At 67.9% G+C, this 24,427-nt stretch carries 21 protein-coding genes and 3 pseudogenes; 17 read left to right on the top strand and 7 right to left on the bottom strand.

Annotated elements, in window-relative coordinates:
• Positions 1 to 103: 103 nt before the first annotated feature.
• Positions 104 to 858: pseudogene (locus BJF87_RS06430) on the bottom strand (SDR family oxidoreductase).
• Positions 859 to 1,136: 278 nt separating this feature from the next.
• Between BJF87_RS06430 and glmU the strand changes: the two are divergent.
• Both glmU and BJF87_RS06420 read left to right on the top strand, forming a co-directional pair.
• Positions 1,137 to 2,600, top strand: coding sequence for a bifunctional UDP-N-acetylglucosamine diphosphorylase/glucosamine-1-phosphate N-acetyltransferase GlmU (glmU, locus tag BJF87_RS06425; protein ID WP_035750880.1), 1,464 nt, complete (start codon positions 1,137 to 1,139; stop codon positions 2,598 to 2,600).
• Positions 2,601 to 2,681: 81 nt separating this feature from the next.
• A complete protein-coding gene (locus BJF87_RS06420) occupies positions 2,682 to 3,659 on the top strand; it encodes a ribose-phosphate diphosphokinase (RefSeq protein ID WP_005200959.1) in 978 nt (325 codons plus the stop codon).
• A gap of 80 nt (positions 3,660 to 3,739) precedes the next feature.
• Here the strand turns inward: BJF87_RS06420 and BJF87_RS06415 are convergent, their stop codons facing one another.
• Positions 3,740 to 4,714: an AraC family transcriptional regulator gene (locus tag BJF87_RS06415; RefSeq protein WP_084813153.1), complete on the bottom strand. Its 975-nt coding sequence runs from the start codon at positions 4,712 to 4,714 to the stop codon at positions 3,740 to 3,742.
• Between the two features lie 229 nt (positions 4,715 to 4,943).
• Between BJF87_RS06415 and BJF87_RS06410 the strand changes: the two genes are divergently transcribed.
• The 5 genes from BJF87_RS06410 to BJF87_RS06390 all read left to right on the top strand — a co-directional run bounded on the left by BJF87_RS06410 (position 4,944) and on the right by BJF87_RS06390 (position 8,911).
• Positions 4,944 to 5,513: a flavin reductase family protein gene (locus BJF87_RS06410; RefSeq protein WP_035750394.1), complete on the top strand. Its 570-nt coding sequence runs from the start codon at positions 4,944 to 4,946 to the stop codon at positions 5,511 to 5,513.
• Between the two features lie 56 nt (positions 5,514 to 5,569).
• On the top strand, positions 5,570 to 7,204 hold the full coding sequence (locus BJF87_RS06405) for a 4-hydroxyphenylacetate 3-hydroxylase family protein (protein ID WP_035750392.1): 1,635 nt from the start codon (positions 5,570 to 5,572) through the stop codon (positions 7,202 to 7,204).
• Positions 7,205 to 7,242: 38 nt separating this feature from the next.
• On the top strand, positions 7,243 to 8,121 hold the full coding sequence (gene catA, locus BJF87_RS06400; protein WP_075862836.1) for a catechol 1,2-dioxygenase: 879 nt from the start codon (positions 7,243 to 7,245) through the stop codon (positions 8,119 to 8,121).
• 85 nt (positions 8,122 to 8,206) lie between these two features.
• Positions 8,207 to 8,548, top strand: coding sequence for an arsenate reductase (glutaredoxin) (arsC, locus tag BJF87_RS06395; RefSeq protein WP_075862835.1), 342 nt, complete (start codon positions 8,207 to 8,209; stop codon positions 8,546 to 8,548).
• A gap of 12 nt (positions 8,549 to 8,560) precedes the next feature.
• On the top strand, positions 8,561 to 8,911 hold the full coding sequence (locus tag BJF87_RS06390; RefSeq protein WP_074850499.1) for a VOC family protein: 351 nt from the start codon (positions 8,561 to 8,563) through the stop codon (positions 8,909 to 8,911).
• Here the strand turns inward: BJF87_RS06390 and BJF87_RS06385 are convergent.
• Positions 8,908 to 9,345, bottom strand: coding sequence for a limonene-1,2-epoxide hydrolase family protein (locus BJF87_RS06385; RefSeq protein WP_006357894.1), 438 nt, complete (start codon positions 9,343 to 9,345; stop codon positions 8,908 to 8,910). The genes BJF87_RS06390 and BJF87_RS06385 overlap by 4 nt on opposite strands.
• A gap of 240 nt (positions 9,346 to 9,585) precedes the next feature.
• Between BJF87_RS06385 and BJF87_RS06380 the strand changes: the two genes are divergently transcribed.
• The 3 genes from BJF87_RS06380 (at position 9,586) to BJF87_RS06370 (ending at position 11,929) form a co-directional block, all read left to right on the top strand.
• Entirely contained in the window at positions 9,586 to 10,212 is a 627-nt protein-coding gene (locus tag BJF87_RS06380; protein WP_035750873.1) for a 50S ribosomal protein L25/general stress protein Ctc, read from the top strand.
• A 28-nt stretch (positions 10,213 to 10,240) separates the two neighbouring features.
• Positions 10,241 to 10,807: an aminoacyl-tRNA hydrolase gene (pth, locus tag BJF87_RS06375; protein WP_040004037.1), complete on the top strand. Its 567-nt coding sequence runs from the start codon at positions 10,241 to 10,243 to the stop codon at positions 10,805 to 10,807.
• 105 nt (positions 10,808 to 10,912) lie between these two features.
• A complete protein-coding gene (locus BJF87_RS06370; protein ID WP_006357891.1) occupies positions 10,913 to 11,929 on the top strand; it encodes a beta-ketoacyl-ACP synthase III in 1,017 nt (338 codons plus the stop codon).
• Between the two features lie 62 nt (positions 11,930 to 11,991).
• Here the strand turns inward: BJF87_RS06370 and BJF87_RS06365 are convergent, their stop codons facing one another.
• Positions 11,992 to 12,861, bottom strand: a complete 870-nt coding sequence (locus BJF87_RS06365) for a type IV toxin-antitoxin system AbiEi family antitoxin domain-containing protein (RefSeq protein WP_075862890.1) — start codon at positions 12,859 to 12,861, stop codon at positions 11,992 to 11,994.
• Positions 12,862 to 13,003: 142 nt separating this feature from the next.
• On the opposite strand from BJF87_RS06365, the gene BJF87_RS06360 reads away from it, so the two are divergent.
• Both BJF87_RS06360 and BJF87_RS06355 read left to right on the top strand, forming a co-directional pair.
• Positions 13,004 to 14,608: a peptide chain release factor 3 gene (locus BJF87_RS06360; RefSeq protein ID WP_035750387.1), complete on the top strand. Its 1,605-nt coding sequence runs from the start codon at positions 13,004 to 13,006 to the stop codon at positions 14,606 to 14,608.
• A 19-nt stretch (positions 14,609 to 14,627) separates the two neighbouring features.
• Entirely contained in the window at positions 14,628 to 15,371 is a 744-nt protein-coding gene (locus BJF87_RS06355; RefSeq protein WP_006357888.1) for a hypothetical protein, read from the top strand.
• Positions 15,372 to 15,397: 26 nt separating this feature from the next.
• On the opposite strand, the pseudogene BJF87_RS06350 reads toward BJF87_RS06355, so the two are convergent.
• Positions 15,398 to 16,398 (bottom strand): annotated as a pseudogene (locus BJF87_RS06350) (enoyl-CoA hydratase/isomerase family protein).
• A 198-nt stretch (positions 16,399 to 16,596) separates the two neighbouring features.
• Between BJF87_RS06350 and BJF87_RS06345 the strand changes: the two are divergent.
• From BJF87_RS06345 to BJF87_RS06325, 5 genes and pseudogenes are all read left to right on the top strand, one after another.
• Positions 16,597 to 18,183 carry an ATP-binding cassette domain-containing protein gene (locus tag BJF87_RS06345; RefSeq protein ID WP_040004031.1) on the top strand — a complete coding sequence of 529 codons (1,587 nt, stop codon included), beginning with the start codon at positions 16,597 to 16,599 and terminating at the stop codon, positions 18,181 to 18,183.
• Between the two features lie 128 nt (positions 18,184 to 18,311).
• Positions 18,312 to 19,433: an MBL fold metallo-hydrolase gene (locus tag BJF87_RS06340; RefSeq protein WP_006357885.1), complete on the top strand. Its 1,122-nt coding sequence runs from the start codon at positions 18,312 to 18,314 to the stop codon at positions 19,431 to 19,433.
• A 67-nt stretch (positions 19,434 to 19,500) separates the two neighbouring features.
• Positions 19,501 to 20,261: pseudogene (locus BJF87_RS06335) on the top strand (crotonase/enoyl-CoA hydratase family protein).
• A 57-nt stretch (positions 20,262 to 20,318) separates the two neighbouring features.
• Positions 20,319 to 21,221 (top strand): LysR family transcriptional regulator, encoded by a 903-nt coding sequence (locus BJF87_RS06330; protein WP_035750379.1) that lies wholly within the window; start codon positions 20,319 to 20,321, stop codon positions 21,219 to 21,221.
• 6 nt (positions 21,222 to 21,227) lie between these two features.
• On the top strand, positions 21,228 to 22,184 hold the full coding sequence (locus tag BJF87_RS06325) for a LysR family transcriptional regulator (protein ID WP_262338887.1): 957 nt from the start codon (positions 21,228 to 21,230) through the stop codon (positions 22,182 to 22,184).
• 41 nt (positions 22,185 to 22,225) lie between these two features.
• Here BJF87_RS06325 and BJF87_RS06320 read toward each other — a convergent pair whose 3' ends face one another.
• A complete protein-coding gene (locus BJF87_RS06320; protein ID WP_035750375.1) occupies positions 22,226 to 23,449 on the bottom strand; it encodes an acetyl-CoA C-acetyltransferase in 1,224 nt (407 codons plus the stop codon).
• 51 nt (positions 23,450 to 23,500) lie between these two features.
• The gene (gene fabG, locus BJF87_RS06315; protein WP_035750374.1) at positions 23,501 to 24,259 is read right to left on the bottom strand and encodes a 3-oxoacyl-ACP reductase FabG; all 759 of its coding nucleotides are present in this window, start codon (positions 24,257 to 24,259) and stop codon (positions 23,501 to 23,503) included.
• Positions 24,260 to 24,427: the final 168 nt, after the last annotated feature.

Here is a 24,427-nt window from a genome sequence, read left to right as displayed (position 1 = left end):
TGTGCCACAGCGCTCCGGCGGCGACGTGACGCCACCGGTCGACCTCATTCCGACTCCCAGACTTCGATCGAAGTCTGGGAGTCGAGACGACGTCTGTAAGTCGTCAGTCCTTCGGGCCGCCGGCGACGTAGACGACCTGACCGGAGACGAAGCCCGCACCCTGCTGATGAAGAACGACGCGGTGTGGGCGATGTCCTCGGGGACGCCGACGCGGTTCACCGGGATCTGGCTGGCCGCGGCCTTCTTGAAGTCCTCGAAGGGCACGCCGACACGCTCGGCGGTGGCGGCGGTCATCTCGGTCTCGATGAAGCCGGGAGCGATGGCGTTGGCGGTGACGCCGAACTTGCCCAGCTCGATGGCCAGCGTCTTGGTGAAGCCCTGCATGCCGGCCTTGGCGGCCGAGTAGTTGACCTGGCCGCGGTTACCGAGGGCCGAGGTGCTCGACAGGTTGACGACGCGGCCCCAGCCGGCGTCGACCATGTACTTCTGGGCGGCCTTGGTGACGTTGAAGGCACCTCGCAGATGGACGGCCATGACGGCGTCCCAGTCGTCGACGGTCATCTTGAACAGCAGGTTGTCGCGGGTGATGCCGGCGTTGTTGACGACGACGGTCGGCGCACCGAGCTCGGCGGCGACCTTCTCAACGGCCGCGTTCACCGACGCCTCGTCGGCGACGTTCGCGCCCACGGCGATGGCCTTGCCGCCCTTGTCGGTGATGGCCTTGACGGTGTCGGCGCAGGCATCGGCGTCGAGGTCCAGGACGGCCACGGCCAGGCCGTCGTCGGCGAGTCGCTTGGCCACGGCAGCACCGATGCCCCGTGCCGCGCCGGTGACGATCGCGGTCTTCTGCGTGCTCATTAATACCTCCGTTGGTCAGGTGTGCGGGCCGGGTCACCCGGCCCGCGCTGGTCCGCTCCCCGCCTGCGCGTCGAAGCCGAACGCCCATGGCGCACCGATCGAACGCTCGGGGAATCGCGGTCCCTTGTGTTCTATCAGGTGACGTCGACAGACGTGTGTTCCATCACGTGACAGCGTCGCATTCAGCGAGAACGGTGCGGCGCGTTATTACACCGCCGTACCGGTGCGTAGGATCGCACCCGACGTGAACACCGATGAAGGAAGAGGGTGGGCATTCGATGTCGGGAACGTCGCCATCTGTGGCCGTGATCGTGCTGGCCGCGGGTGCCGGTACCCGGATGAAGTCCAAGACCCCCAAAATCCTCCACACGATTGCCGGCCGATCCCTCCTGGGTCACTCACTCCACGGCACGTCGGGTATCGATCCCGAGCACCTCGTCGTCGTGGTCAGCCATGAGCGTGAACGGGTCTCCGCGGCCGTCGCCGACATCGCCGCCGCGCTGGGCCGCGACATCGCGATCACCGAGCAGGACGAGCCGCGCGGAACCGGCGACGCCGCCCGCGTCGGACTGACCGGACTCCCCGAAGACTTCGCCGGAACCGTCATCGTCACCGCGGCCGACGTCCCGCTCCTCGACGCCGACACCCTCCGCGGGCTCATCGACACCCACACCGCCGACGGCGGCGCCGCGGTCACCCTCACCAGCTTCATCGCCGACGACCCGACCGGCTACGGGCGGATCATCCGCGCCGACGACGACTCCGTGCGCGCCATCGTCGAGCACAAGGACGCGACCGAAGAACAGCGTGCGATCACCGAGGTCAACGCCGGTGTCTACGCCGTCGACGCCGCCGCGCTGCGGGACGGGCTCTCGAAGCTGTCGACCGACAACGTGCAGGGCGAGTTCTACCTCACCGACATCGTCGAGATCGCGCGCGACGCGGGCCAGGCCGTCCGCGGTTTCACCGTTGCGGACCCCGTCCTCGTCGCCGGCTGCAACGACCGCGCACAGCTCGCCGACCTCGGCGCCGAACTCAACCGCCGGATCATCCGCCGCCATCAGGTCGACGGCGTCACCGTCGTCGATCCGGCCACCACCTGGATCGACGTCGACGTGACGATCGAGCCGGATGTGCGGATCGAACCCGGCACGCAGCTCTACGGCCGCACCCACATCGCCGCCGACGCGGTCGTCGGGCCCGACACCACGCTCACCGACGTCACGATCGGCGAAGGCGCCCACGTCATCCGCACCCACGGCAGCGACGCCGTCATCGGCGGCAACGCCTCGGTCGGCCCGTTCGCCTACCTGCGACCGGGAACCGTGCTCGGCGTCGCCGGCAAGATCGGCACCTTCGTGGAGACCAAGAACTCGACGATCGGCGACGGTTCCAAGGTCCCCCACCTCACCTACGTCGGCGACGCCACGATCGGCGAGCACACGAACATCGGCGCGTCGAGCGTCTTCGTCAACTACGACGGCGTGAACAAGTACCGCACGGTGATCGGCGACCATTGCCGCACCGGCTCGGACAACATGTTCGTCGCCCCGGTGAGCATCGGCGACGGGGCATACACCGGAGCCGGAACCGTCGTGCGGCAGAATGTACCGCCGGGAGCCCTCGCGGTCTCGGCGGGAACACAACGTGTCATCGAGGACTGGGTCGTGCGCAAACGGCCCGACACCGCGGCGGCACGCGCGGCACTCGAGGCACGCGACAAGAACTCCGGGTCCGCATAACGGACCCGAGCAGTCCTGCCGTTCACGGCAGGTAGCCCAACTGATCGACCCATAGATCGACCGAACGGACAGAAGAGTTTCATGACCTGGACCACCGACAACCAGAAGAACCTGATGCTGTTCTCTGGTCGTGCCCACCCCGAACTGGCTGAAGCAGTCGCCGACGAACTGGGCATCAAGGTGACCCCCCAGACGGCACGCGACTTCGCCAACGGCGAGCTGTTCGTCCGTTTCGAGGAGTCCGTCCGCGGCTCGGACGCGTTCGTGCTGCAGAGCTGCCCCTACCCGCTGAACCAGTGGGTCATGGAAGCCCTGATCATGATCGACGCACTCAAGCGCGGTTCGGCCAAGCGCATCAGCGTGATCCTGCCGTTCTACCCCTACGCCCGCCAGGACAAGAAGCACCGCGGACGCGAGCCCATCTCGGCCCGCCTCATCGCCGACCTGCTCAAGACCGCGGGCGCCGACCGCATCATCACGGTCGACCTGCACACCGATCAGATCCAGGGCTTCTTCGACGGTCCGGTCGACCACATGCACGCCCTCGGCCAGCTCGCCGGCTACGTCTGCGACAACTACGGCACCGACAACATCACCGTCGTCTCGCCCGACTCCGGTCGTGTGCGCGTCGCCGAGAAGTGGGCCGACGCCCTCAGCGGCGCTCCCCTGGCCTTCATCCACAAGACCCGCGACCCGCTGGTTCCCAACCAGGTCAAGTCGAACCGCGTGGTCGGTGAGGTCGAGGGACGCACCTGCGTCCTGATCGACGACATGATCGACACCGGTGGCACCATCGCCGGCGCGGTCCGCGTGCTCAAGGAGGCCGGTGCCGGCGACGTCATCATCGCGACCACCCACGGCGTCTTCTCCGACCCGGCGGCCGAGCGTCTCGCCGGCTGCGGCGCCAAGGAGGTCATCGCGACCGACACGCTGCCCATCCCGGCCGAGAAGCGTTTCGAGAACCTCACCGTCCTGTCGATCGCCCCGCTGCTCGCGCAGACGATCCGCGAGGTCTTCGAAAATGGTTCGGTCACAAGCCTGTTCGACGGCATCGCCTAGTCTTTCGATTCCCTCTCACCACGGCGCCCGGATGTTCTCACGAACATCCGGGCGCCGTGGTTTTTGTCGTCGTCGGCTCCTTAGGCACCCGCCATCCGCCGCGTCTCCGACGGCGCGACCCCGTACTTGCGTCGATACGCGGCGGCGAAGCGGCCGGTGTGCATGACGCCCCACCGGGTGGCGATGTCGGTGACGGTCGAGGTCCCGCCGCGAGTCAGCAGGTCGTTGTGGATGCACTCGAGCCGAACGTCGAGCACGTACTCCATGGGACTCATCCCCACGCACTCGCGGAAGCTCTGCTGCAGGCGTCGAGCGCTGACCGCCCCGATCTCCGCCAGCTCACCCACGGTCCACGGTCGCGCCGGGTCGGCGTGGATGGCGTCGATGACGCGCTTTACCATGCGCGGGCGGGTTCCGGCCATCGGCTCATCACTCTCGGGCAGTGCGGCCAGCACCAGGGCCGTGGTGAGCATGCCGCCCAGCTGCTCCGCCATTCGCGGGTTGCGCAACAGGATGCCCTCGCACTGCGCGACCTGCTGACGCGCCGACCTCAACAGCCCCAGCCATTCGGCGCCGGCACCGGTGCGCAGATCGAGCTGGCGGGTCAATGACCGGCCCGGGCGGCCGGCGATCCGGTCGATCTCGCGCTGCAGGTAGTCCCGCTCGACCTTGAAACCGATGATCTCGCAGGTCTTGCTCCAGTTGGTGATGACCGTCGAGGTGTCCGGCGGGTTGAGCGTCGCCTGACCTGGTTCGGAGACGATCTCCCGGCCGTCGGTGACCGACGCGATGCTGCCGGACAACGGAACGTTGATGGCCCATGCCCCTGGATGGTCGGTGTCGATCGACACGTCTGCGCCGAAACCGATCCGCGCGAGCACCGTCGGACCGATCGCCGTCGACTCCAGGCGGTAGTGGGAGGCGTCGTCACGGGACAGCGGCCGCAGCTCATGGGGGAAGTACGCGTCCGCGACGACTTCGTGGACCTCATCCCAGTCCGCGATCCCCGACCCCACGACACGACGGGGCGGCGGCGTCACCTGCGACACCGACACCCGCGGTTGGTTGGTCCCCGAAATGGGCGGCCCTGCGCTCACGTCGTCCAGCGTAACTGTGACCGCTGTCACTAACTGCCGTCGGGAGCGATCCAGATCGCAACGTTGCGCACATCGGATCGACGGTTCGCAATGCGGATCGACGGGATGTGATCGCGGTCATACGTTTGGTCGCACCGTCACACCAGACACCCCACCAGCCACTGCCAGAGCAAAGGAGCTGATCCCCATGGACCAACGCACGATGCGCAACATCTTCGGACAGTTCGCCACCGGCGTCACCGTCATCACCTGCGCGAACGACCAGGGCACCCCGCACGGCGCGACGGTCACCGCGTTCACCCCGATCTCGATCGAGCCCCGCCTCTGCCAGGTCACGCTGACCCGCAAGTCGAAGGCCTGCGGCTACCTCGACGACGCGCCGTTCGCGGTCAACATCCTCAAGTCGGATCAGCTCGACACCGCCATGCACTTCGCCGGCAAGCCGCAGGAACACGGGCCCGAATGGAGCTCGGAGTGGCTCGTCCCCGCGCTGGCCGGCAACGCCGCGACCCTCATCTGCAACCCCTGGGCGTCCTACGACGGCGGCGACCACGTCATCTACGTCGGCGAGATCGTCGGCGCCCACGTCGACACCGAGGCGGAGCCGCTCCTGTTCTACCGCAGCAAGTTCCACGACCTCGGCGAGACCTCCGGCGCCGCCGCCTACTGCGGCAGCCTCGACGATCCGCACAGCCGCTGGTTCGACGCGACCGCGCGGTTCACGCCGAGCTGCGTACCGCTATCCGCAGTCTCTTGACCGACCATCCGTCCACCGATCAACTCTCCTGTCGCACAACCGAAGTGAGGATAACCATGACCGCAACCGACATCGCCCCCGACACCGAGACCACCGAAGCGACGATCGTCGACCGCTCGAAGGTGAACGTCGCCGCCGACAGCGAGGCGAACCGCACCGAGAACTTCGCCTCCAAGCCGATGACCGGCGACGAGTACATCGAGTCGCTGCGCGACGACCGCGAGATCTGGCTCAACGGCGAGCGCGTCAAGGACGTGACCACCCACGAGGCATTCCGTAACCCGATCCGGATGACCGCCCGCCTCTACGACGCCATGCACGACCCGGCGACCAAGGACAAGGTCACCGCCCCCACTGACACCGGCAACGGCGGCGTGACCATGCCGTTCTTCCGCGCACCGAAGTCTGCCGACGACCTGCGCGCCGACCGCGACGCCATCGCCACCTGGGCGCGGATGACCTACGGCTGGATGGGCCGCAGCCCCGACTACAAGGCCAGCTTCCTCGGCACCCTGCACGCCAACTCCGAGCTGTACGCACCGTTCCAGGCCAACGCCGAACGCTGGTACAAGGAGTCGCAGGAAAAGGTTCTGTACTGGAACCACGCGATCATCAACCCGCCCGTCGACCGCCAGCTGCCGCCGGACGAGGTCGGCGACGTGTTCATGAAGGTGGAGAAGGAGACCGACGCCGGTCTCATCGTCTCCGGCGCCAAGGTCGTCGCGACCGGTTCGGCAATCACCAACTACAACTTCATCTCCCACTACGGACTCCCGATCAAGAAGAAGCAGTTCGCCCTGATCTGCACCGTCCCGATGGACGCCCCGGGCGTGAAGCTCATCTGCCGCTCGTCGTACACCCAGCAGGCCGCTGTGATGGGCACGCCGTTCGACTACCCGCTGTCGAGCCGCATGGACGAGAACGACACCATCTTCGTCTTCGACAAGGTGCTCGTGCCCTGGGAGAACGTCTTCATGTACGGCGACGTCGACAAGATCAACGCCTTCTTCCCGCAGTCCGGCTTCCTGCCCCGCTTCACCCTCCAGGGCTGCACCCGTCTCGCGGTCAAGCTCGACTTCATCGCCGGCCTGCTGATGAAGGCCCTCGACTGCACCGGCGCCGGCGGGTTCCGCGGCGTGCAGACCCGCGTCGGCGAGGTCATCGGCTGGCGAAACCTGTTCTGGTCGTTGAGCGATGCCATGGTCAACAACCCCGAGCCGTGGATCGGTGACACCGTCATCCCGAAGCTCGAGTACGGCCTGACCTACCGGATGTTCGCCCAGCAGGGCTACCCGCGCGTGAAGGAGATCATCGAGCAGGACGTCGCCTCCGGCCTGATCTACCTGCCGTCGAGCTCGGCGGACTTCAAGAGCCCCGACGTCCGTCCGTACCTGGACAAGTACGTCCGCGGTTCCGACGGCATCCTCGCCGTCGATCGCGTGAAGGTGATGAAGGCGCTGTGGGATTCGATCGGCAGCGAGTTCGGCGGCCGCCACGAGCTGTACGAGCGCAACTACGCCGGCAACCACGAGGGCGTGAAGGCCGAGCTTCTCATGTTCGCCGACGCCCGCGGCACCGTCGGGGAGATGAAGGGTCTCGCCGAGCAGTGCCTGTCCGAGTACGACCTGGACGGCTGGACCGTGCCGGACCTCATCGGCAACGACGACGTCAGCTTCTTCCGGAACCGTTGACCGACCCTCTCGCACAGCCCTTTCGAACAGGAGACATCATGACCACCATCGAGCGGCCCGCCCCGGTCGCATCAGCGACCACCGTCGAATCCCCGACCGCCGCCGGTTCCGGAAGTGCGGCCACCGCAGCCTTCGCGGGCCATCGGTTCACCGCCGACACCTCACCGGAACGTCTGTCGGCCATCGCATCCGAGGCCTTCGCCGGTTTCAGCGCGCTCATCGACAAGTACGAGATCACCTACGACGAGTACCGGGTCCTCAAGCAGTGGCTCATCGACGTCGGTGAGGGTGGTGAGTGGCCGCTGCTCCTCGACGTGTTCGTCGAACACGACATCGAGGAGGTCAACTCACGGAAGTACCAGGGCACCAAGGGAAGCATCGAGGGTCCGTACTATCTGCCGGATTCCCCGCTGCTGCCCGCACGCTGCACACTGCCGATGCGCAGCGTCGACGCCCGCGAGACACCGTTCGTGATGCACGGCCAGGTCACCGATCTCGACGGCAACCCGATGGCCGGCGCGACGATCGAGATCTGGCACGCCGACGCCGAGGGCTACTACTCGGGATTCGCGCCGCACATCCCCGACTGGAACCTGCGGGGCACGATCGTCACCGACGGTCAGGGCCGCTACGAGATCACCACCATCCAACCCGCGCCGTATCAGATCCCGACCGACGGTCCGACCGGCAAGTTCATCGAGGCCGCCGGGTGGCACCCGTGGCGACCTGCGCACCTGCATCTGCGCGTGGCGGCGAAGGGCCGGCATCCGATCGTCACCCAGCTGTACTTCACGGGTGGGGACTGGCTCGACAGCGATGTCGCCTCGGCGACCAAGCCGGAGCTGCTCCTCGACCCGAAGCCGGACGCCGACGGCCGGAACGTCGTGCAGTACGACTTCGCACTCGACCCCGAGTAGCGATCCCCCGCGGAACGGGTACGCGAGCGGTCCGGGTTCTCCCCCTCTGGGGCCCGGGCCGCTTTGCGCTGGGTACGGTGTCTTCGTGGACGCCACGATCTATCACAACCCGAAGTGCTCGACCTCGCGCAAGGCGCTCCAGGCTCTGCGCGATGCCGGCATCGAGCCGACCGTCGTCAAGTACCTCGACGAGCCGTACACCCGTGAGGAACTGGTGCAGCTGTTCGCCGACGCCGGGCTCACCCCGGCGCAGGCCGTGCGCAAGCGTGAGGCCCTCTACAAGGAGCTCGACCTCGCGTCGGCCACCGATGAGGCGATCCTCGACGCGATGGTCGAACACCCCATCCTCGTCGAGCGTCCGATCGTGGTGACCCCCAAAGGGACCCGCATCCCGCGGCCGTTCGAGAAGCTCGACGAGATCCTCTGAAGGGGTATAGCCATGAGCTACGAAGCCAAGATGATCATCCTGTCGACCGAGAACCTGGACGAGTCGATCAAGTTCTACACCGAGACACTGGGCATGTCGCTGAAGTTCCGCGACGGCGCCCACTTCGCCGCCCTCGACGGGGGGCCGGTGACGATCGCTCTCGCCACTGCGGTCGACCACCCGATCCCCGGCAAGGTCGTCGTCGGTATCAAGACCGCCGACGTCGACGCCGCGGCGAAGGCGATCGAGGCCGACGGCGGCGCCATCGTGAAGGGCCCGTACGACGACGCGCACGAGCGTCGTGCCGTGGTGTACGACAACCAGGGCAACGGACTCGTGTTCTACAGCCCGCTGAACCGCTAGGCCGCAGCCGGCAGCGGTTTCTGCACCGACGGCAGGGCCAGTGCCGCGATACCGCGCAGCAGCCCCTTCGTCATGTCGAAGTAGTCGAAGTAGTCGCGCCACACCACGATCCGTCCCTCACGGATCTCGAAGCGGCCGCACACCCAGAACTGCAGATGCAGCCGCCCGAAACGCAACTCGTCGACGCGTTCGGTGAGCACGACACCCGCCTCGTCGGAACTCACGTTGAGCATCCGGTAGTTGAAGCCCACCCACGACTTCTTCGCGACACCGCCGAGCACACCGGCCACCTTGCGCTTGCCGTTGATGGTCGGCAGCGAGACGTTGGTGTACGCGATGTCGTCGTCGATGGTCTCCAGCGCGCCGGCGATGTCCTCGCGCGCGAATGCGTCGAGCAGGGCCGTCACGATCTCGATCGGGGTCTGTGAGGTCATGGCAGCCCAGTATGCCGGGACCGCATCCGGCGAGGGGTGCGATGTGACATCTCGGCAGGTCCTCGACTATCCTTGCCACCGTTGTCTCGGCGAGGGTGACCCAGTCACCGTGATCGGCGCGACCATCGCAGTCTCCTCGGGTGCCCACGTGTGGCCCGGTGGGTGTCCGCGGTCGGAATGCGTGCCCGTTGCTCGTCGCGACGGACGAACGACCGCAACCACCGATCAGAGGAGATCCTCATGGCTACTCAGACCTCCAAGCTGTCTGTCAGCACCCGCACCGAGAAGGGCAAGGGCGCCGCTCGCCGCGCTCGCCGCGAGGGCAAGGTTCCCGCCGTGCTCTACGGCCACGGCACCGACCCGCAGCACCTGCACCTCCCGGCCCGCGACTTCGCCGCGATCCTGCGTAACAACGGCCTCAACGCCATCATCGAGCTCGACATCGAGGGCACCAGCCAGCTCGCGCTCACCAAGCAGGTCGACGTCCACCCGATCCGCAACTACATCGAGCACGCCGACCTGCTCCTCGTCCGTCGCGGTGAGAAGGTGACCATCGAGGTCGCCATCGTCGTCGAGGGTGACGCCGCCCCGGGCACCCTGGTCGTGTCCGACGCCAGCGTCGTCGAGGTCGAGGCCGACGCCCTGTCGATCCCCGAGCAGATCGCCGTCAGCGTCGAGGGTGCCACCGCCGGCACCGCCATCCACGCCTCCGATCTGGACCTGCCGGAGGGCGTCACCCTGATCGCCGATCCGGAGACCCTGATCGTCGCCGTGAACGAGGCCCAGGCCGCGGCCACCGAATCCGACGCCGACGCCGCCGAAGGTGCCGAGGGTGAGGCTGCCGAGGCTCCCGCGGAGTCGGAGTGATCCGACCCCCGACTGCTCTACTCGAGTGGTGAAAATCGTTGTCGGACTCGGTAATCCCGGGTCCAAGTACGAGAAGACGAGGCACAACGTCGGCGCGATGGTCGCCGACGGCCTCGTCGACTCGGCAGGCGAGCGCTGGAAGGTTCACAAGAAATCCGGTGCGGAGGTCGCCGAGGTTCGCCTCGGCGGCCAGTCTGTTCTCGTGGCCAAGCCACGCGTCTACATGAACGAGTCCGGCCGGCAGATCGGCCCGCTGGCCAAGTTCTATTCGGTCGCGCCCGCCGATCTCATCGTCGTGCACGACGAACTCGACATCGACTTCGGTCTCGTGCGCCTCAAACGCGGCGGCGGCGAGGGCGGCCACAACGGGCTGCGTTCGATCAGTCAGGCCATCGGCACCCGCGACTACCTGCGCGTGCGGATGGGTATCGGCCGTCCGCCGGGGCGTCAGGATCCCGCCGACTTCGTGCTCAAGCCGTTCCCGTCCGCGGACCGGGCCGAGGTCGAGCTGATGATCCGCAACGGCTGCGACGCCATCGAACTCCTGGTCTCCCAGGATCTGGAGAGCGCACAGAACACCGTGCACGCCTGGTAACCCGACAATCGATCGGTAACGATGTGCCACGGGAATGCGGTACTTCCCAGTAAGTGGCCGGGTGAGTACCGTCGTATGTCGGGTCACATAATCGGAAGGAAGACCATGGCAGTCATCGCGGACACCTCAGGGATCAACAACATCGGCATGCTCGGGATCGGCGCCTATCGCCCTGAGCGTGTGGTCACCAACGACGAGATCTGCGAGCACATCGACTCCTCCGACGAGTGGATCTACACCCGCACCGGCATCAAGACCCGCCGCTTCGCGCGCCGCGACGAGAGCGTCATGGAGATGTCGGTCAACGCCGGACGCAAGGCCATCGCCAACGCGCTGCTGCAAGGCTCCGACATCGACGCGGTCATCCTCGCCACCAACACGCACCTGCTCCTGACCCCGGCCGGCGCGACCAAGGTGGCCACCGAACTCGGCTGCAACGGCGTCCCCGCCTTCGACGTCACCGTCGGCTGCGCGGGCTTCGGTTACGGCATGGCCCTCGCGTCGGACATGATCCGCGGCGGCAGCGCCACCAACGTGCTGGTCATCGGCGCCGAGCAGCTCTCGGTGGCCCTCGACATGACCGACCGCACCAACTGCTTCATCTTCGGCGACGGCGCGGGCGCCGTGGTCGTCGGACCCACCGAGGAGCAAGAACTCGGCCCGGTGGTCTGGGGTTCGGACGGCTCGCAGTTCAACGCCATCCGCCAGGACTTCGACTGGGTGACCTTCCTCGACGGTGACCGCGTCCAGCGCCCCTACCTCCGCATGGAGGGCACCGCGGTGTTCCGCTGGGCCGCCTTCGAGATGGGCAAGGTCGCCGTCCGCGCCCTCGAGGCCGCCAAGATCGGCTCCGAGGACCTCGACGTCTTCGTCCCCCACCAGGCCAACGCGCGCATCAACGAGCTGCTCGCCAAGAACCTCAAGCTCCGCGACGGCGCCGTCGTCGCCAACGACATCGAGTACACCGGCAACACCTCCGCCGCGTCGATCCCGCTGGCCATGGAGGATCTCCTCTCCACCGGCAAGGCGCAGCCGGGCCAGACCGCCCTCCTCCTCGGCTTCGGTGCCGGACTCTCCTACGCCTCCCAGGTCGTCAAGCTTCCGCCGGTGCCGTTCGAGTAAGTCTCCTTCTTCCAGTTGCGGCAGTTGGTTCCGGTTTCCGGAACCAACTGCCGCATCTGTTTTCAGGCACCGAGCGCCTGACGTACGCGCTCGACGACGTAAGCCGGACGTTCCCTGAGGTCCGCCCAGGTGTAGTTGAGGACCGTCCACCCGAGCGAGATGAGGTCGTTGCGACGACGCCGGTCACGCTGGAAGGTCTCGGCGTCGCGATGAAAGGCCATGCCATCGATCTCGACGGCGAGCATCCTCTCCGGGAACGCGACGTCAACGTAGTAGCCGCCGACCGGATGGTTGCACACGAAGCCGTCGACTCCGCCCTGCCGCAACAGGTCGACCGCGAGCCGCTCGGCCTCGGACCGCGCTCCGGCCTCGACCCCGGCAACCAACGCCGCGATCTCCGTCGCGTCCTCCTTCCTGCGACGACGCTCGGCAGCGGTCCGCAACTGCTCGATCGACACCCGACGCAACAGCAGCGCGGCGTCGAGGATGCTGCTGCCGCTCTCGACCGAGGCCTCCAGCACCGACAGGGGCAGCGAGGTGACGACGAGGTGGTCACGGGTGACCGTCTCGGCATCTGCGAGAGCCCGGTAGCGCACCTGGACTCCATCGACAGGCGATCCGTGCCGAGATCGCGGCGCAGTGACAGTGAACCTCTTGGGTGGCTCGTCGACGATGCCGTGCCACCACGCGGCACCGACGCCGGACAGCGCCGCGTCGTTGCCGACCGCGGCCACCGCGAGTCGGGCCCGGGTCCGCGGCGTAAGCGGATGATCAGCCAGCGTGTACACACCACGCGATTGCGGCGTCCACACGCCGGCCCCCACACGTCGGTGGATACCCGACTTGGTCAGCCCGAACTCCAGAGCTTCGGCGATCGTCACGACCCCGTCGCGCGTGAGCGCGTGGCGTCGGAGGCGGGGTGGCGTCTGCACGTCGATTGGACGCGACGACCCTCCCGCCGGTTCCCAGATCGTGGGTTTGCGGCAGTTGGTGCCGACTACCGGCACCAACTGCCGCATAGTCCGAACGCCATCAGTTTGGAGCCCCCCGACCAGCCGAGTAGCCTCGGATCTCGTGAGTTCTGACGTCGCAACCGAGGTCAAGCGCCGACGTACCTTCGCGATCATCTCCCATCCGGACGCCGGTAAGTCGACGATGACCGAGGCCTTGGCGCTGCATGCGCGCATGATCAGCGAGGCGGGTGCGATCCACGGCAAGGCAGGACGCAAGTCCACCGTCTCCGACTGGATGGAGATGGAGAAGGCCCGCGGCATCTCGGTCAGCTCCACCGCGCTGCAGTTCAACTATGCCGCCGAGCACAGCGACGACGGCATCCCGAGCGTGATCAACCTGGTGGACACCCCCGGTCACGCCGACTTCTCCGAGGACACCTATCGCGTGCTGACCGCGGTCGACGCGGCGGTGATGCTCATCGACGCCGCGAAGGGCCTCGAGCCGCAGACGCTCAAGCTGTTCCAGGTCTGTCGCCACCGCGGCATCCCGGTGATCACGGTCATCAACAAGTGGGACCGTCCCGGCCAGACGCCGCTCGAACTGATCGACGAGATCACCGAGCGCATCGGCCTCACCCCCACCCCGTTGTTCTTCCCGGTCGGCATCGCCGGCGACTTCCGCGGCCTGCTCGACCGCCGCACCGGCGAGTACGTGCACTTCACCCGCACCGCCGGCGGCGCCAAGATCGCCCCCGAGGAGATCATGAGCGCCGACGACGCGGCCGCGCGTGAGGGCGACGAGTGGACGGCCGCCGTCGAAGAGAGCGAACTGCTCTCCGAGATGGGCCAGGACCACGACCAGGAGATGTTCCTCGCCGGCCAGACCTCGCCGATGATCTTCGCCTCGGCGATGCTGAACTTCGGTGTGCGGCAACTGCTCGAGGTGCTCGTCGAGCTCGCTCCCCCGCCCGCCGGCCGCGTCGACGTCGAGGGCAGGGAACGTCCGGTCACCGACCCGTTCAGCGCCGTCGTGTTCAAGGTGCAGGCCGGAATGGACTCGAGCCACCGAGATCGCCTGGCGTACATGCGGATCGTGTCCGGCGAGTTCGAGCGCGGCATGGTCGTCACCCACGCGCAGACCGGAAAGCCGTTCGCCACCAAGTACGCCCAGGCCGTCTTCGGCCGGGACCGTTCCACCGTCGACACCGCCTACCCGGGCGACGTCGTCGGCCTCGTCAACGCGACCGCGCTGGCCCCCGGCGACACCCTCTTCGACGGCCCGAAGGTGCAGTTCCCGCCGATCCCGTCGTTCGCGCCGGAGCACTTCTCGACGCTGCGCGCGACCACCGCCGACAAGTACAAGCAGTTCCGCAAGGCGATGGACCAGCTCGACAGCGAAGGTGTGGTGCAGGTACTGCGCAATGACACCCGCGGCGACATGTCGCCGGTGCTGGCCGCGGTCGGCCCCATGCAGTTCGAGGTCGTCACCGCCCGCATGAAGGCCGAGTTCAACGTCGACACCATCATCGAACCGCTCGGCTACACACTGGCCCGACGCACCGACGCCGAGAGCGCACCCGAACTCGACCGGCAGCGCGGCGTCGAGGTGTTCACCCGCACCGACGGTGCGATCCTGGCGCTCTTCAGCGACAAGTGGCGCCTGCAGTACATCGAGAAGGAACACCCCGACCTGACGCTGCAACCCCTTGTCGCCGCGGCGGATTGAGCCGATGAGGCGTCCCCTCGTGCGCACCTCCGGTGTCGGCGCGCTTGCCGCGGTGTCCGCGGCTGCGCTCCTGATGTCGGGTTGCGCCGGAAATCCGGCACCGGCACCGACGTCGACAAGCACAGCCCCCACCCCGACCGCGCGCCCGATCGATCCCGCGAAATGCGCGGAGAAGCCGCCGCAGGGCAAGGTCGACCGCGGCGGGCACGACCTCCGATTCCGTTCCGGCGACATCCGGATCGCGATCACCGAGCCGGCGGCCACGACGTCCGGACTCCCGGCCGCCGGAAGCGGCGCGAGCGCCGACAAGGCGACGAGCTGCTACGAGTTCAACCGCTGGGGCCCGGAACGACCCGACGTCCCGCCGGACTCATTGTTGTTAGTGTTCAAGGGAATCGGGACCGACGGCGCCCAGATCGAGTTTCCCATCAGCGAATTGACCGGCGGCACGGTGCCACCCGTGGGCGGCGGACCGCGCCCCACCGCGGGTCCGCTGACCAAGCCGATCAACGCGCAGATCGGCGTCTCCGTCGACGGTGTCTACCACCAGTCCTCGGCGTGCCAGCTCAGCATCAGCGGGATGTCGGGCAAGCTCGCGGCCGGGTCGTTCACCTGCTCGGAGGCCTCCCGCGTCGACGCCAACCCGTTCGCCCCCGACGACGACGTGGCCTACGACGCCGACGAGTCGTCGACGAGCCCGCGGCCCGACACCGGCACCCCGCCGACCGTCGTACTGTCCGGGCGGTTCCAGCTCACGCCGTAGGTTTCGACACGGCTCGTCGCACGCGCTCACGCACCCACGATCCGCGCGACGACCGCCGGATCGACGTCGTCGATCGCGGCGGGGTCGAAGACCGGGTTGCGGTCCTTGTCGACCAGCACCGCCCGCACTCCTTCACGGAAGTCGTGGGTGGCGGTGATCTGTTCTGCCGCATGCAGTTCGCGGTCGAAGCACTCGTCGATCCCGGACTGCGCGCCGGCGTTGATCATCGCGGCCGTCACCCAGAGGCTAGTGGGTGAGGCCTTCTCGAGCAGGCCGATCATCTCCTCGGCCCACTCGTCGCCGATCGCTCCGCGCAGACCGCCGACGATGGCGTTGATGTTGTCGTCGGCGAAGTACTCCCCGACCTTGCGGAGGGGGACGTCGCTGGTTTCCGTGGTCCCCGAAGTCGCCAGCGCATCGGCCAGCGGATCTCCGGAACGGATCGACTCGGCGACGCCGGCGATATCGGCCGATGCCACGAAATGCGTTGCCAGGCCGACGGCCACCGCGTCGATGCCACGGATGCGCGCACCGGTGAGACCGAGCCACATGCCGACGCCTCGGGCAGCCGCGGCAGGAAGTAGGTGGAACCGATGTCGGGGAAGAAGCCGATCGCGGTCTCGGGCATCGCGATCATCGCCTTCTCGGTGACCACGCGGATCTCGCCGTGCACGCTGATGCCGAGTCCGCCGCCCATGGCCGCGCCGTCGATGAGGCTCACGTACGGCTTGGGATAGTCGGCGACCATCTGATCCAGCCGGTACTCACTGCTGAAGTAACGGGTGATGGCCGCGGTGTCGCCGTCGAGCGAATGCTCGCGGATCGCCCGGATGTCGCCGCCCGCGCAGAAGGCGCGGTCGCTCGCGGAGGTGACGAGGACGGTCTCGATCGAGTCGTCGTCACCCCAGTCGCCGAGCGCGGCGTACATGTCGTCGATCATGGACTGGTCCAGCGCGTTCAGGGCTTTCGGCCGGTCGAGGACGATCTCGCCGACACCGTTGGACACCGAGGTGCGAATGAAGGACATGCCCCCAACCGTAGCGGTGAGGGAAGACAAGCCGGAGAAAACCCGTTGGCAGACCCGGACGCGTCCACTACCGTGGACCCCGCACACGCAGCCGACCCGAGGAGTGATCCCGCACGATGAAGAACTGAAGTGGCCCCGGCCGGCGCGCGATGTCGTTGCGACACCCGTCGGTGAACCCGAACCACTTCAGGAGATCTCGTGTCTACTCCCCTGCCCCTTTCTTCCCAGCCGTCGGTGGTGCTGTCCGATGTCTCATTCGTCTGGCCCGACGGCACCGCGGTCTTCGATCGCCTCAATCTCGCGCTGGGAGCGTCCACCTATTCGCTGATCGGCGCCAACGGCGCAGGTAAGTCGACGTTGCTCGGCCTGATCTCGCAGCGTCTCCGCCCGGCGTCGGGCAGTGTCAGCATCTCCGGGGCCACGTCCGCGCCGGAGGTGGGGATCGTTCCGCAGGACCCGCAGTCGGATCCGGAGTCGACGGTGTCGGCAGCTCTCGGCATCGACGGCATCCGCAGTGCGATCGGTCTCATCGAGGGCGGCTCGGTCGACGCCGACGACTTCGATGCCGTCGGTGACGACTGGGATGTCGAGGAGCGGGCGATCGGACTCCTCGCCCAGATGGGTCTCCCCACCGACCTCGACCGTCGGGTCGGCGCCATGTCCGGCGGCGAGGCGACGCTGCTGTCGATCGTCGCCGCACTCATGCGCCGACCCTCGGTCCTGCTGCTCGACGAGCCGACGAACAACCTCGACACCAGCTCACGGGCAAGGCTTTTCGACGCCATCGGCGCCTTCGCCGGCACGGTGATCGTCGTGAGTCACGATCTCGAACTTCTCGAACGCGTCGACGCGACGCTCGAGTTGTACCGGGGCCGGGTCCGGGTGTTCGGCGGCCCCTACTCGCATTACCGCGAGATCGTGGACGCCGAGCAGGAGGCGGCCGAGGCCGCGGTGGCAACTGCGGCCGGCGATCTCCGCAAGCAGCGTCGGGAGCTGGTCGACGCCCAGATCAAACTCGACCGGCGCGCCCGCACCGCGTCGACCGCTGAACGGGAGAAGCGGGTGCCGAAGATCATCGCGCACTTGCGTCGCGGTGAGGCGCAGGTGTCGGCGGGGAAGCTGCGCAACGCCCATCAGGACGACGTGGCTGCGGCCGCCTCCCGCCTCGACGGGGCGCGCGAGGAGGTTCGGAAAGATCGCACCGCCCGGATCGTGGTGCCGGAGGCCGACCTGGCCTCGCGGACCCAGGTCGTCACCGACGACCGGCTGCGCATCAACGGCCCGGAACGGATCGCGCTGGTGGGGCCCAACGGTTCCGGGAAGTCGACACTCATCGCCGACCTCGTCGCGCGCGAGGCGATCGTGGTGCCGTATGCGTATGTGCCGCAACAGATCGTCTTCGACAACCCGTCGATGTCGATCGCCGGCCTGGTGTCGGCACATCATCCGGACATCAGCACGCAGGAGGTGCGTTCACATCTGGCCCGGTTCCTGTTCCGGGGTGCACGTGCCGACCGCGCGCTCGAGGAGCTCTCCGGCGGCGAGCGTCTGCGTGTGGGTCTCGCAGACGCACTACTCGGCGATCCCACCCCGAAGCTGCTGATCCTCGACGAGCCGACCAACAACCTGGATCTCGACACGGTCAGCCAACTGGTCGCCGCGCTGGAGCTTTGGAGTGGCGCGCTGCTCGTCGTCTCCCACGACGCGGGATTCCTGGATCGGATCGGGATCGACCGTCGCGTCGAGGTGGGCGGGTCGTCACCAGAGCTGGCCCCCGACACATAGGCAGTTCCTCAGGGCGCCTGAGCCGCCCCCACTTTGAGCATGACGGGGCTCGCATGATCGGATGACTGTTGCGCGTCGCAACTCTTCGTCCGATGCGCCGGGAACGATGACGGCTCAGGAGGTCAAGGATGGCCACGATCGAGGTGACCGGTCGGCGTCAGCAGCAGGCTTGGGCCGACAAGGTGCTCCCCCCTGTCGAGGAGGTGCGCCCGGGTCTGTGGTCGATCCCGGTGCCGATGGGCCCCAACCCGTTGCGCTACGTCCTGGTCTACGCCCTCGCGCTGCCCGACGGCGGCCTGGCGCTCATCGACGTCGGGTGGCCGTCGGACGAGTCCTGGCGAGCCCTTGTCGACGGCATCCGCAGCACCGGTCACGACGTCACCGACGTGCGATCGGCGGCCATCACCCACTTCCATCCCGACCACTTCGGCTTGGTCCCGCGCCTGCTCGAACAGACCGACGTGGAACTGTTGATGCACCGCGCCGACGCGTGTCACCTCCGCTATCACTCCGACGACGAGGTGGAGAGTCAGCTCGACGACGCCCGGTGGGAGTTGCGGGTGCTGGGTGCACCGGCCGACGTCGCCGGGCTCGGGCTCGTCGACTTCGTGCGGCTGCCCGACGGCCGGACCGTCGACCGGGAGCTGACCGCCGACGCCCCGCTCGACATCCCCGGCTGGAATCTGCGCGCCATCTGGACGCCCGGTCACACACCTGGCCATCTGTGTTTCGCCGACGACGACGCGGGGATCATCTTCACCGGCGATCACCTGCTGCCGCGCATCAGCCCCAATGTCTCCACGAGTCCGATGCAGACGGAGAGCCCACTCGCGGACTATCTGGTGTCGCTGGCCAACACCGAGAAGATGCGGGACCACGAGGCCCTGCCATCGCATGAATACCGCTTCCGCGGTCTGGGCGCCCGGGTGACCGGACTCCTGTCGCATCACGAGGATCGTCTCACCGAGATCACCGAGGCGGTCGCGGCCCGGCCCGAGTCCACGGCGTGGGAGATCACCCAGGCCGTGAGCTGGTCCCGGCCGTTCAGCGACCTCAACCTCACGATGAAGCGGCTCGCGCTGCGCGAGACCGACGCTCACCTGCTGGTCTTGAGCGAGCGCGGAATACTCGCCTCGACACCCGCCCCCACCCTGGCCGATCTCGCCGACGTCACCGTCGAGCCGGTCCGGTGGTCGCTCTCGCCGGTGTCCGAACACCGCACCGCGTCGAGCCTGTCGCTACCGAACTGACCGCGACCCGTGTCCCCGCCGGTGGACGTCCCACCGGCGTTCCCCACCGATCAGAGGAGGATCCCCCATGAGCGCCGTGCTCACCGAGTTCGCCGACGGAGTCGCCGTCATCACGATCAACCGGCCCGAGGCGAAGAACGCCGTCAACCTCGAGGTGTCCGAGGGAATCGCGGCCGCCATCGACGAGCTCGAGTCGCGCGACGACCTCACCATCGGCATCCTCACCGGCGCCGGCGGCACGTTCTGCGCGGGAATGGACCTCAAGGCGTTCTCGCGCGGCGAGCAGGTCTCGCTGAAGGACCGCGGTTTCGGCGGTCTCACCGAGGCCCCGCCCAGTAAGCCGCTGATCGCGGCGGTCGAGGGCTGGGCCCTGGCCGGTGGCTGCGAGCTCGCACTGTCCGCCGACCTCGTCGTCGCCGCCGAGAACTCCAAGTTCGGCATCCCCGAGGTCAAGCGTGGTCTCGCCGCGGCCGCAGGCGGTCTACTGCGTCTGCCGAAGATCCTCCCCTACCAGGTCGCGATGGAACTGGCCCTGACCGGAGACCCGCTGTCCGCCGCGCGCGCCCACCAGTTCGGCCTGGTCAACAAGGTCACCGCGCCCGGCGAGGCCCTCGCCGGTGCTCGTGAGCTCGCCGCGAAGATCGCCGCCAACGGACCGCTCGCCGTCAAGGCCACCAAGCAGGTCACCTCGATGGCGATCAACTACACCGACAAGGACCTGATCAAGAAGCAGTGGGAGTACCTGACCCCGGTCTTCTCCTCCGAGGACGCCCAGGAGGGTGCCAAGCATTCGCCGAGAAGCGCGCACCCCAGTGGAAGGGCCGCTGATCCAGACAGTGGAAGGGCCGCTGATCCGCGAAAAGGTCGGTAACTAGAGTGGCTGAGGTGGACCTGCACCTCGTGACCTACTTCGTCGCAGTCGTCGACCACGGAGGGATCACGAAGGCCGCCCAGTCGCTCTACATCTCGCAACCCTCCCTGTCGCAGGCCATCCGGACGCTCGAGAAGCGTCTCGGAGTCACGTTGTTCGACCGGACCGGACGCCGCCTCGAACTGACCGAGGCCGGCCGCAAGCTCGACGACGCGGCGCGGCGCATCCTCGCCGACGTCGAGCGCGCCAAACGGAAGGTCGACGCGGTCCGGGAGCTCCGGTCCGGGCGCGTCGACGTGGTGACGTACGCGGCGTTCAGCATCGATCCGCTCGTGAACGTCGTCCGACTCTTCCGGGAGCGCTTTCCCCGGCTCGCGGTCCGCGTCCTCGCGGCCGACGGTCCGGCCGGTGTCCTCTCCGCGTTGCGGTCCGGCGACGCGGAGATCGGGGTCATCGACTCCTCCGCCGAACACGCGACGTTCTCGGCCATCCCGATGACGGAGCAGGAGCTCGTGGTGGCGTCCCCCGACGCCCTGGTCGCGGGACTCCCGGACACCGTGCCGCGCAGCGCCATCCGGTCGGTCCCATTGGTGATCGATCACAGCGATCAGCACACCGCGGCCTTGCTCGCCGATCTCCTCGACGACGCCGCCGGCAATGTGGTCGTCGATTGCCCGTTGCCCGCGGCGGTCTGGAATCTCGTCGAACGCGGTACGGCCGCAACGGTTGTCCCGCGTACCGTGGGCGACACACAGCTCGCCGGTACCCGGCAGCTCCTACTCGATCCGCCGTTGACGCGACCCTGGGGACTCGTGCTGCGTTCGGGTCTCCCCTCGCCTGCGGCGCTCGCGTTCATCTCCGCGGCCCGGGCCCACTCCGGCCTGAGCCAGGAGCCGACCGAACTCCCGGACTGGTAGGCCACCATGGAATTACGCCAGGTCGAATACTTCCTCGCGGTCGTCGAGAACAAGGGCATCGGCGGCGCCGCCTCCGCGCTGGGTGTCGCGCAACCGACGGTCTCACAGGCGTTGCGGGCACTCGAACGCGAACTCGGCGTCCAGCTGTTCCACCGCATCGGTCGCGGCATGGTGTTGTCGGCGGCGGGCCGCACGATGGTCGGCCCGGCCCGCCAGATCATCCGCGACGTCGACGCCGTCGGCGATCTCCTCGCCGCCGAGGAGGACGAACTCACCGGACACCTCGATCTGCTCGCGTCCCCGGCCACGGCCGTCGGCCCGGTCGTCGACCTCGTCGCCCGCTTCCGTGCCACCTATCCGCGAGTGTCGGTGCGGCTCGGCGACCTGCGTGACGAGACGCGGGCCGCGTCCACCATCGAGGACGGGCACTGCGAGTTCGCCGTCGCCCACCTGCCGATCGCCGGCGACGCGCTCGAGGTCATCGAACTCGGCGAGCAGGAGTACGTACTCGTCTATCCCGAGGGATCCGAGGTCCCGGACGGACCGATCCCGCTGGGGAATCTCCCGTCACTCCCGATGGTGTTCGTACCGCGCGGCCAGTCGGTGGCCGACGAGCTCGAGGAGGCCATGCGGGTCGGAGGCGCCCGGCCACCGGTCGCCGTGCTCTCCGAACATCGCGAGGAACGGCTTCCCATGGTGCTGGCCGGGATCGGCGGCAGCCTGCTGGAACGTTCGATGGCCGAGTCTGCTGCGGACCGCGCCGTCATCCGCGAGACCGAACCCCGCTTCGTGCGGCCGTTCGCGATCGCCTTCGATCCCGCGTCCCTGTCGCCGGTGGGTCAGGCTTTCGTGGAACTCATTCGCGCGCAGGTGGATGAGAACGTAACGGCGCCCCCACCCCGCCGGCCGAGTAGCGTCGCCCCAGCAGAGCAACGCGACGCCCCACCCCCGTCGGCCGAGTAGCGTCGACCGAGCGAAGCGAGGGCGCCGCGTATCGAGGTCCGTCAAGCAACCCGCTCGAAGACCGCGGCGAGACCCTGGCCGCCGCCGATGCACATCGTCTCGAGGCCGTAGCGACCCTCGCGGCGCTGCAGTTCGCGGGCCAGCGAGGCCAGCATGCGGCCGCCGGTCGCGCCGACCGGATGGCCGAGCGAGATGCCCGAGCCGTGGACGTTGGTGCGGTCGAAGTCGCCTCCGGAGCCGAAACGGCCGAAGCCCCATTCGCGAGTGACGGCGAGCGCCTGGGCGGCGAAGGCCTCGTTGAGTTCGATGAGGTCGATGTCGGCCAGGGTCAGACCGGCCTTGGCGAGTGCCTTCTCGGTGGCCGGCACGGGGCCGATGCCCATGGTGCGCGGCGGGACGCCGGCGAGACCCCACGAGACGAGCTTGACGAGCGGGCGCAGGCCCAGCTTCTCGGCGACCTCGGTGGTGGTGACGATGGCCATCGACGCGGCGTCGTTCTGGCCGCTGGCGTTGCCCGCGGTGACGGTGGCCTCGGGATCGGCCTTGCCCATGATCGGCTTGAGTTTGGCCAGCGACTCCAGCGAGACGTCCGGGCGGGGATGTTCGTCGGTGTCGATGATCGTCTCACCGTTACGTCCGGGAACGGTGACCGGGATGATCTCCTCGGCGAGCACGCCGTCCTTCTGGGCACGGACTGCCCGCGTGTGGGATTCGACGGCGAGCTCGTCCTGCTCTTCGCGCGAGATCTCGTACTCCTTGCGGAGGTTCTCGGCGGTCTCGATCATGCCGCCGGGCACCGGGTAGTGCCTGCCGCCGGCGGTCGAGCGGGCGCGGACGAGGCTGTCGTGCATGGCGATTCCGGTGCGCGCACCACCCCATCGCATGTCGACGGAGTAGAACGAGGCGTTGCTCATCGACTCTGCGCCACCGGCGACGACGAGATCGTTGTCGCCGGCGGACACCTGGTAGGCCGCCTGGATGACGGCCTGCAAACCCGAGCCGCAGCGACGGTCGATGTGCATGCCGCCCACCGTGATCGGCAGCCCGGCGTCGAGTGCGATGACGCGACCGAGGGCCGGCGCCTCACTGTTGCCGTTGCAGTGCCCGAGGATCACGTCCTCCACCTTCTCCGGGTCGATACCCGTACGCTCGATCAGACCCTTGAGCGCGGTGACGCCCAGGTCGACTGCCGTGAGGCTCTTGAACATCCCGCCGTAGCGGCCGATGGGGGTACGGACCGGTTCGCAGATGACGACGTCGCGCATGGGTGAGACCTTTCGCAGATCAGAGTGGAAGTATGTGCGTGAGAACAGGTCTCACATGAAGCGACCGCCGGTCACCTCGAGCACGGTGCCGGTCATGTACGAGGACATGTCCGAGGCGAGGAACAGCGCGACGCTGGCAACCTCGCCGACCTCGCCGGCGCGGTGCATGGGGATCTCCGACATCTTCTGGTCCCAGGCCTTCTGCGGCATCGCCTCGGTCATCGCCGAACGGATCAGGCCGGGCTGGATCGCGTTGACCCGCACGCCGTGGTGCGCCATCTCCTTGGCGGCAGCCTTGGTCATGCCGACGATGCCGGCCTTGGCGGCGGAGTAGTTGGTCTGGCCGACCATGCCGACCTTGCCCGACAGCGAGGAGATGTTGACGATCGCGCCGGACTTCTGCTCGCGCATGATCGCGGCGGCCTTGCGGGTGCCGTTCCAGGTGCCCTTGAGGTGGACCGAGATGACGAGGTCGAAGTCCTCTTCGGTCATGGTGCGCATGGTGGCGTCGCGGGTGATGCCGGCGTTGTTCACCAGCACATCCAGCGAACCGAAACCGTCGACGGCCTCGGCGAGCAGCGCGTCGACCTCGTCGCCGTCGACCACGTTGCACTTCACGGCGCGGGCGACGTCGCGGCCACCGAGCTTGTCGGCGGCGGCCTGCGCGGCGTCGAGGTTGAGATCACCCAGGACCACCTTGGCGCCCGCGTCCACAAAGGACCGGGCGATCTCGAAGCCGATGCCCTGGGCGCCACCGGTCACGACGGCGGTTCGTCCCTCGAGCAGCGGCTGGGCGGTGGTGGATGACATCTTCGGTCCTTCCGATGGGGTTCTGGTGCAGACACCAGCGGCGGCGTGAGGCGCCGGGTGATGCCAGTAATCTAACCCGCGAATCCGGCGTCGAACGCGTTCGTTTCATACGCAACGGCTATCGGAGCGATCCCGGTTTCGTATTGGACCCCTCACCGTGGACGCGCA

Origin of the sequence: Gordonia sp. CNJ-863 (assembly GCF_001942325.1) — a bacterium.
In the GTDB taxonomy this organism is placed as follows: domain Bacteria; phylum Actinomycetota; class Actinomycetes; order Mycobacteriales; family Mycobacteriaceae; genus Gordonia; species Gordonia alkanivorans.
Note: the sequence above shows the minus strand (reverse complement) of the source record. Positions and strands in the feature narration are given on the sequence as shown.

What these genes read in the sequence shown, in the direction of transcription:
- catA (WP_075862836.1), top strand. Translation starts at nt 7,243, where the DNA reads ATGACCACCATCGAGCGGCCCGCCCCGGTCGCATCAGCGACCACCGTC.
- BJF87_RS06340 (WP_006357885.1), top strand. Translation starts at nt 18,312, where the DNA reads ATGGCCACGATCGAGGTGACCGGTCGGCGTCAGCAGCAGGCTTGGGCC.
- BJF87_RS06420 (WP_005200959.1), top strand. Translation starts at nt 2,682, where the DNA reads ATGACCTGGACCACCGACAACCAGAAGAACCTGATGCTGTTCTCTGGT.
- BJF87_RS06325 (WP_262338887.1), top strand. Translation starts at nt 21,228, where the DNA reads ATGGAATTACGCCAGGTCGAATACTTCCTCGCGGTCGTCGAGAACAAG.
- BJF87_RS06390 (WP_074850499.1), top strand. Translation starts at nt 8,561, where the DNA reads ATGAGCTACGAAGCCAAGATGATCATCCTGTCGACCGAGAACCTGGAC.
- fabG (WP_035750374.1), bottom strand. Translation starts at nt 24,259, where the DNA reads ATGTCATCCACCACCGCCCAGCCGCTGCTCGAGGGACGAACCGCCGTC.
- BJF87_RS06320 (WP_035750375.1), bottom strand. Translation starts at nt 23,449, where the DNA reads ATGCGCGACGTCGTCATCTGCGAACCGGTCCGTACCCCCATCGGCCGC.
- BJF87_RS06380 (WP_035750873.1), top strand. Translation starts at nt 9,586, where the DNA reads ATGGCTACTCAGACCTCCAAGCTGTCTGTCAGCACCCGCACCGAGAAG.
- BJF87_RS06385 (WP_006357894.1), bottom strand. Translation starts at nt 9,345, where the DNA reads ATGACCTCACAGACCCCGATCGAGATCGTGACGGCCCTGCTCGACGCA.
- glmU (WP_035750880.1), top strand. Translation starts at nt 1,137, where the DNA reads ATGTCGGGAACGTCGCCATCTGTGGCCGTGATCGTGCTGGCCGCGGGT.
- BJF87_RS06405 (WP_035750392.1), top strand. Translation starts at nt 5,570, where the DNA reads ATGACCGCAACCGACATCGCCCCCGACACCGAGACCACCGAAGCGACG.
- BJF87_RS06370 (WP_006357891.1), top strand. Translation starts at nt 10,913, where the DNA reads ATGGCAGTCATCGCGGACACCTCAGGGATCAACAACATCGGCATGCTC.
- BJF87_RS06410 (WP_035750394.1), top strand. Translation starts at nt 4,944, where the DNA reads ATGGACCAACGCACGATGCGCAACATCTTCGGACAGTTCGCCACCGGC.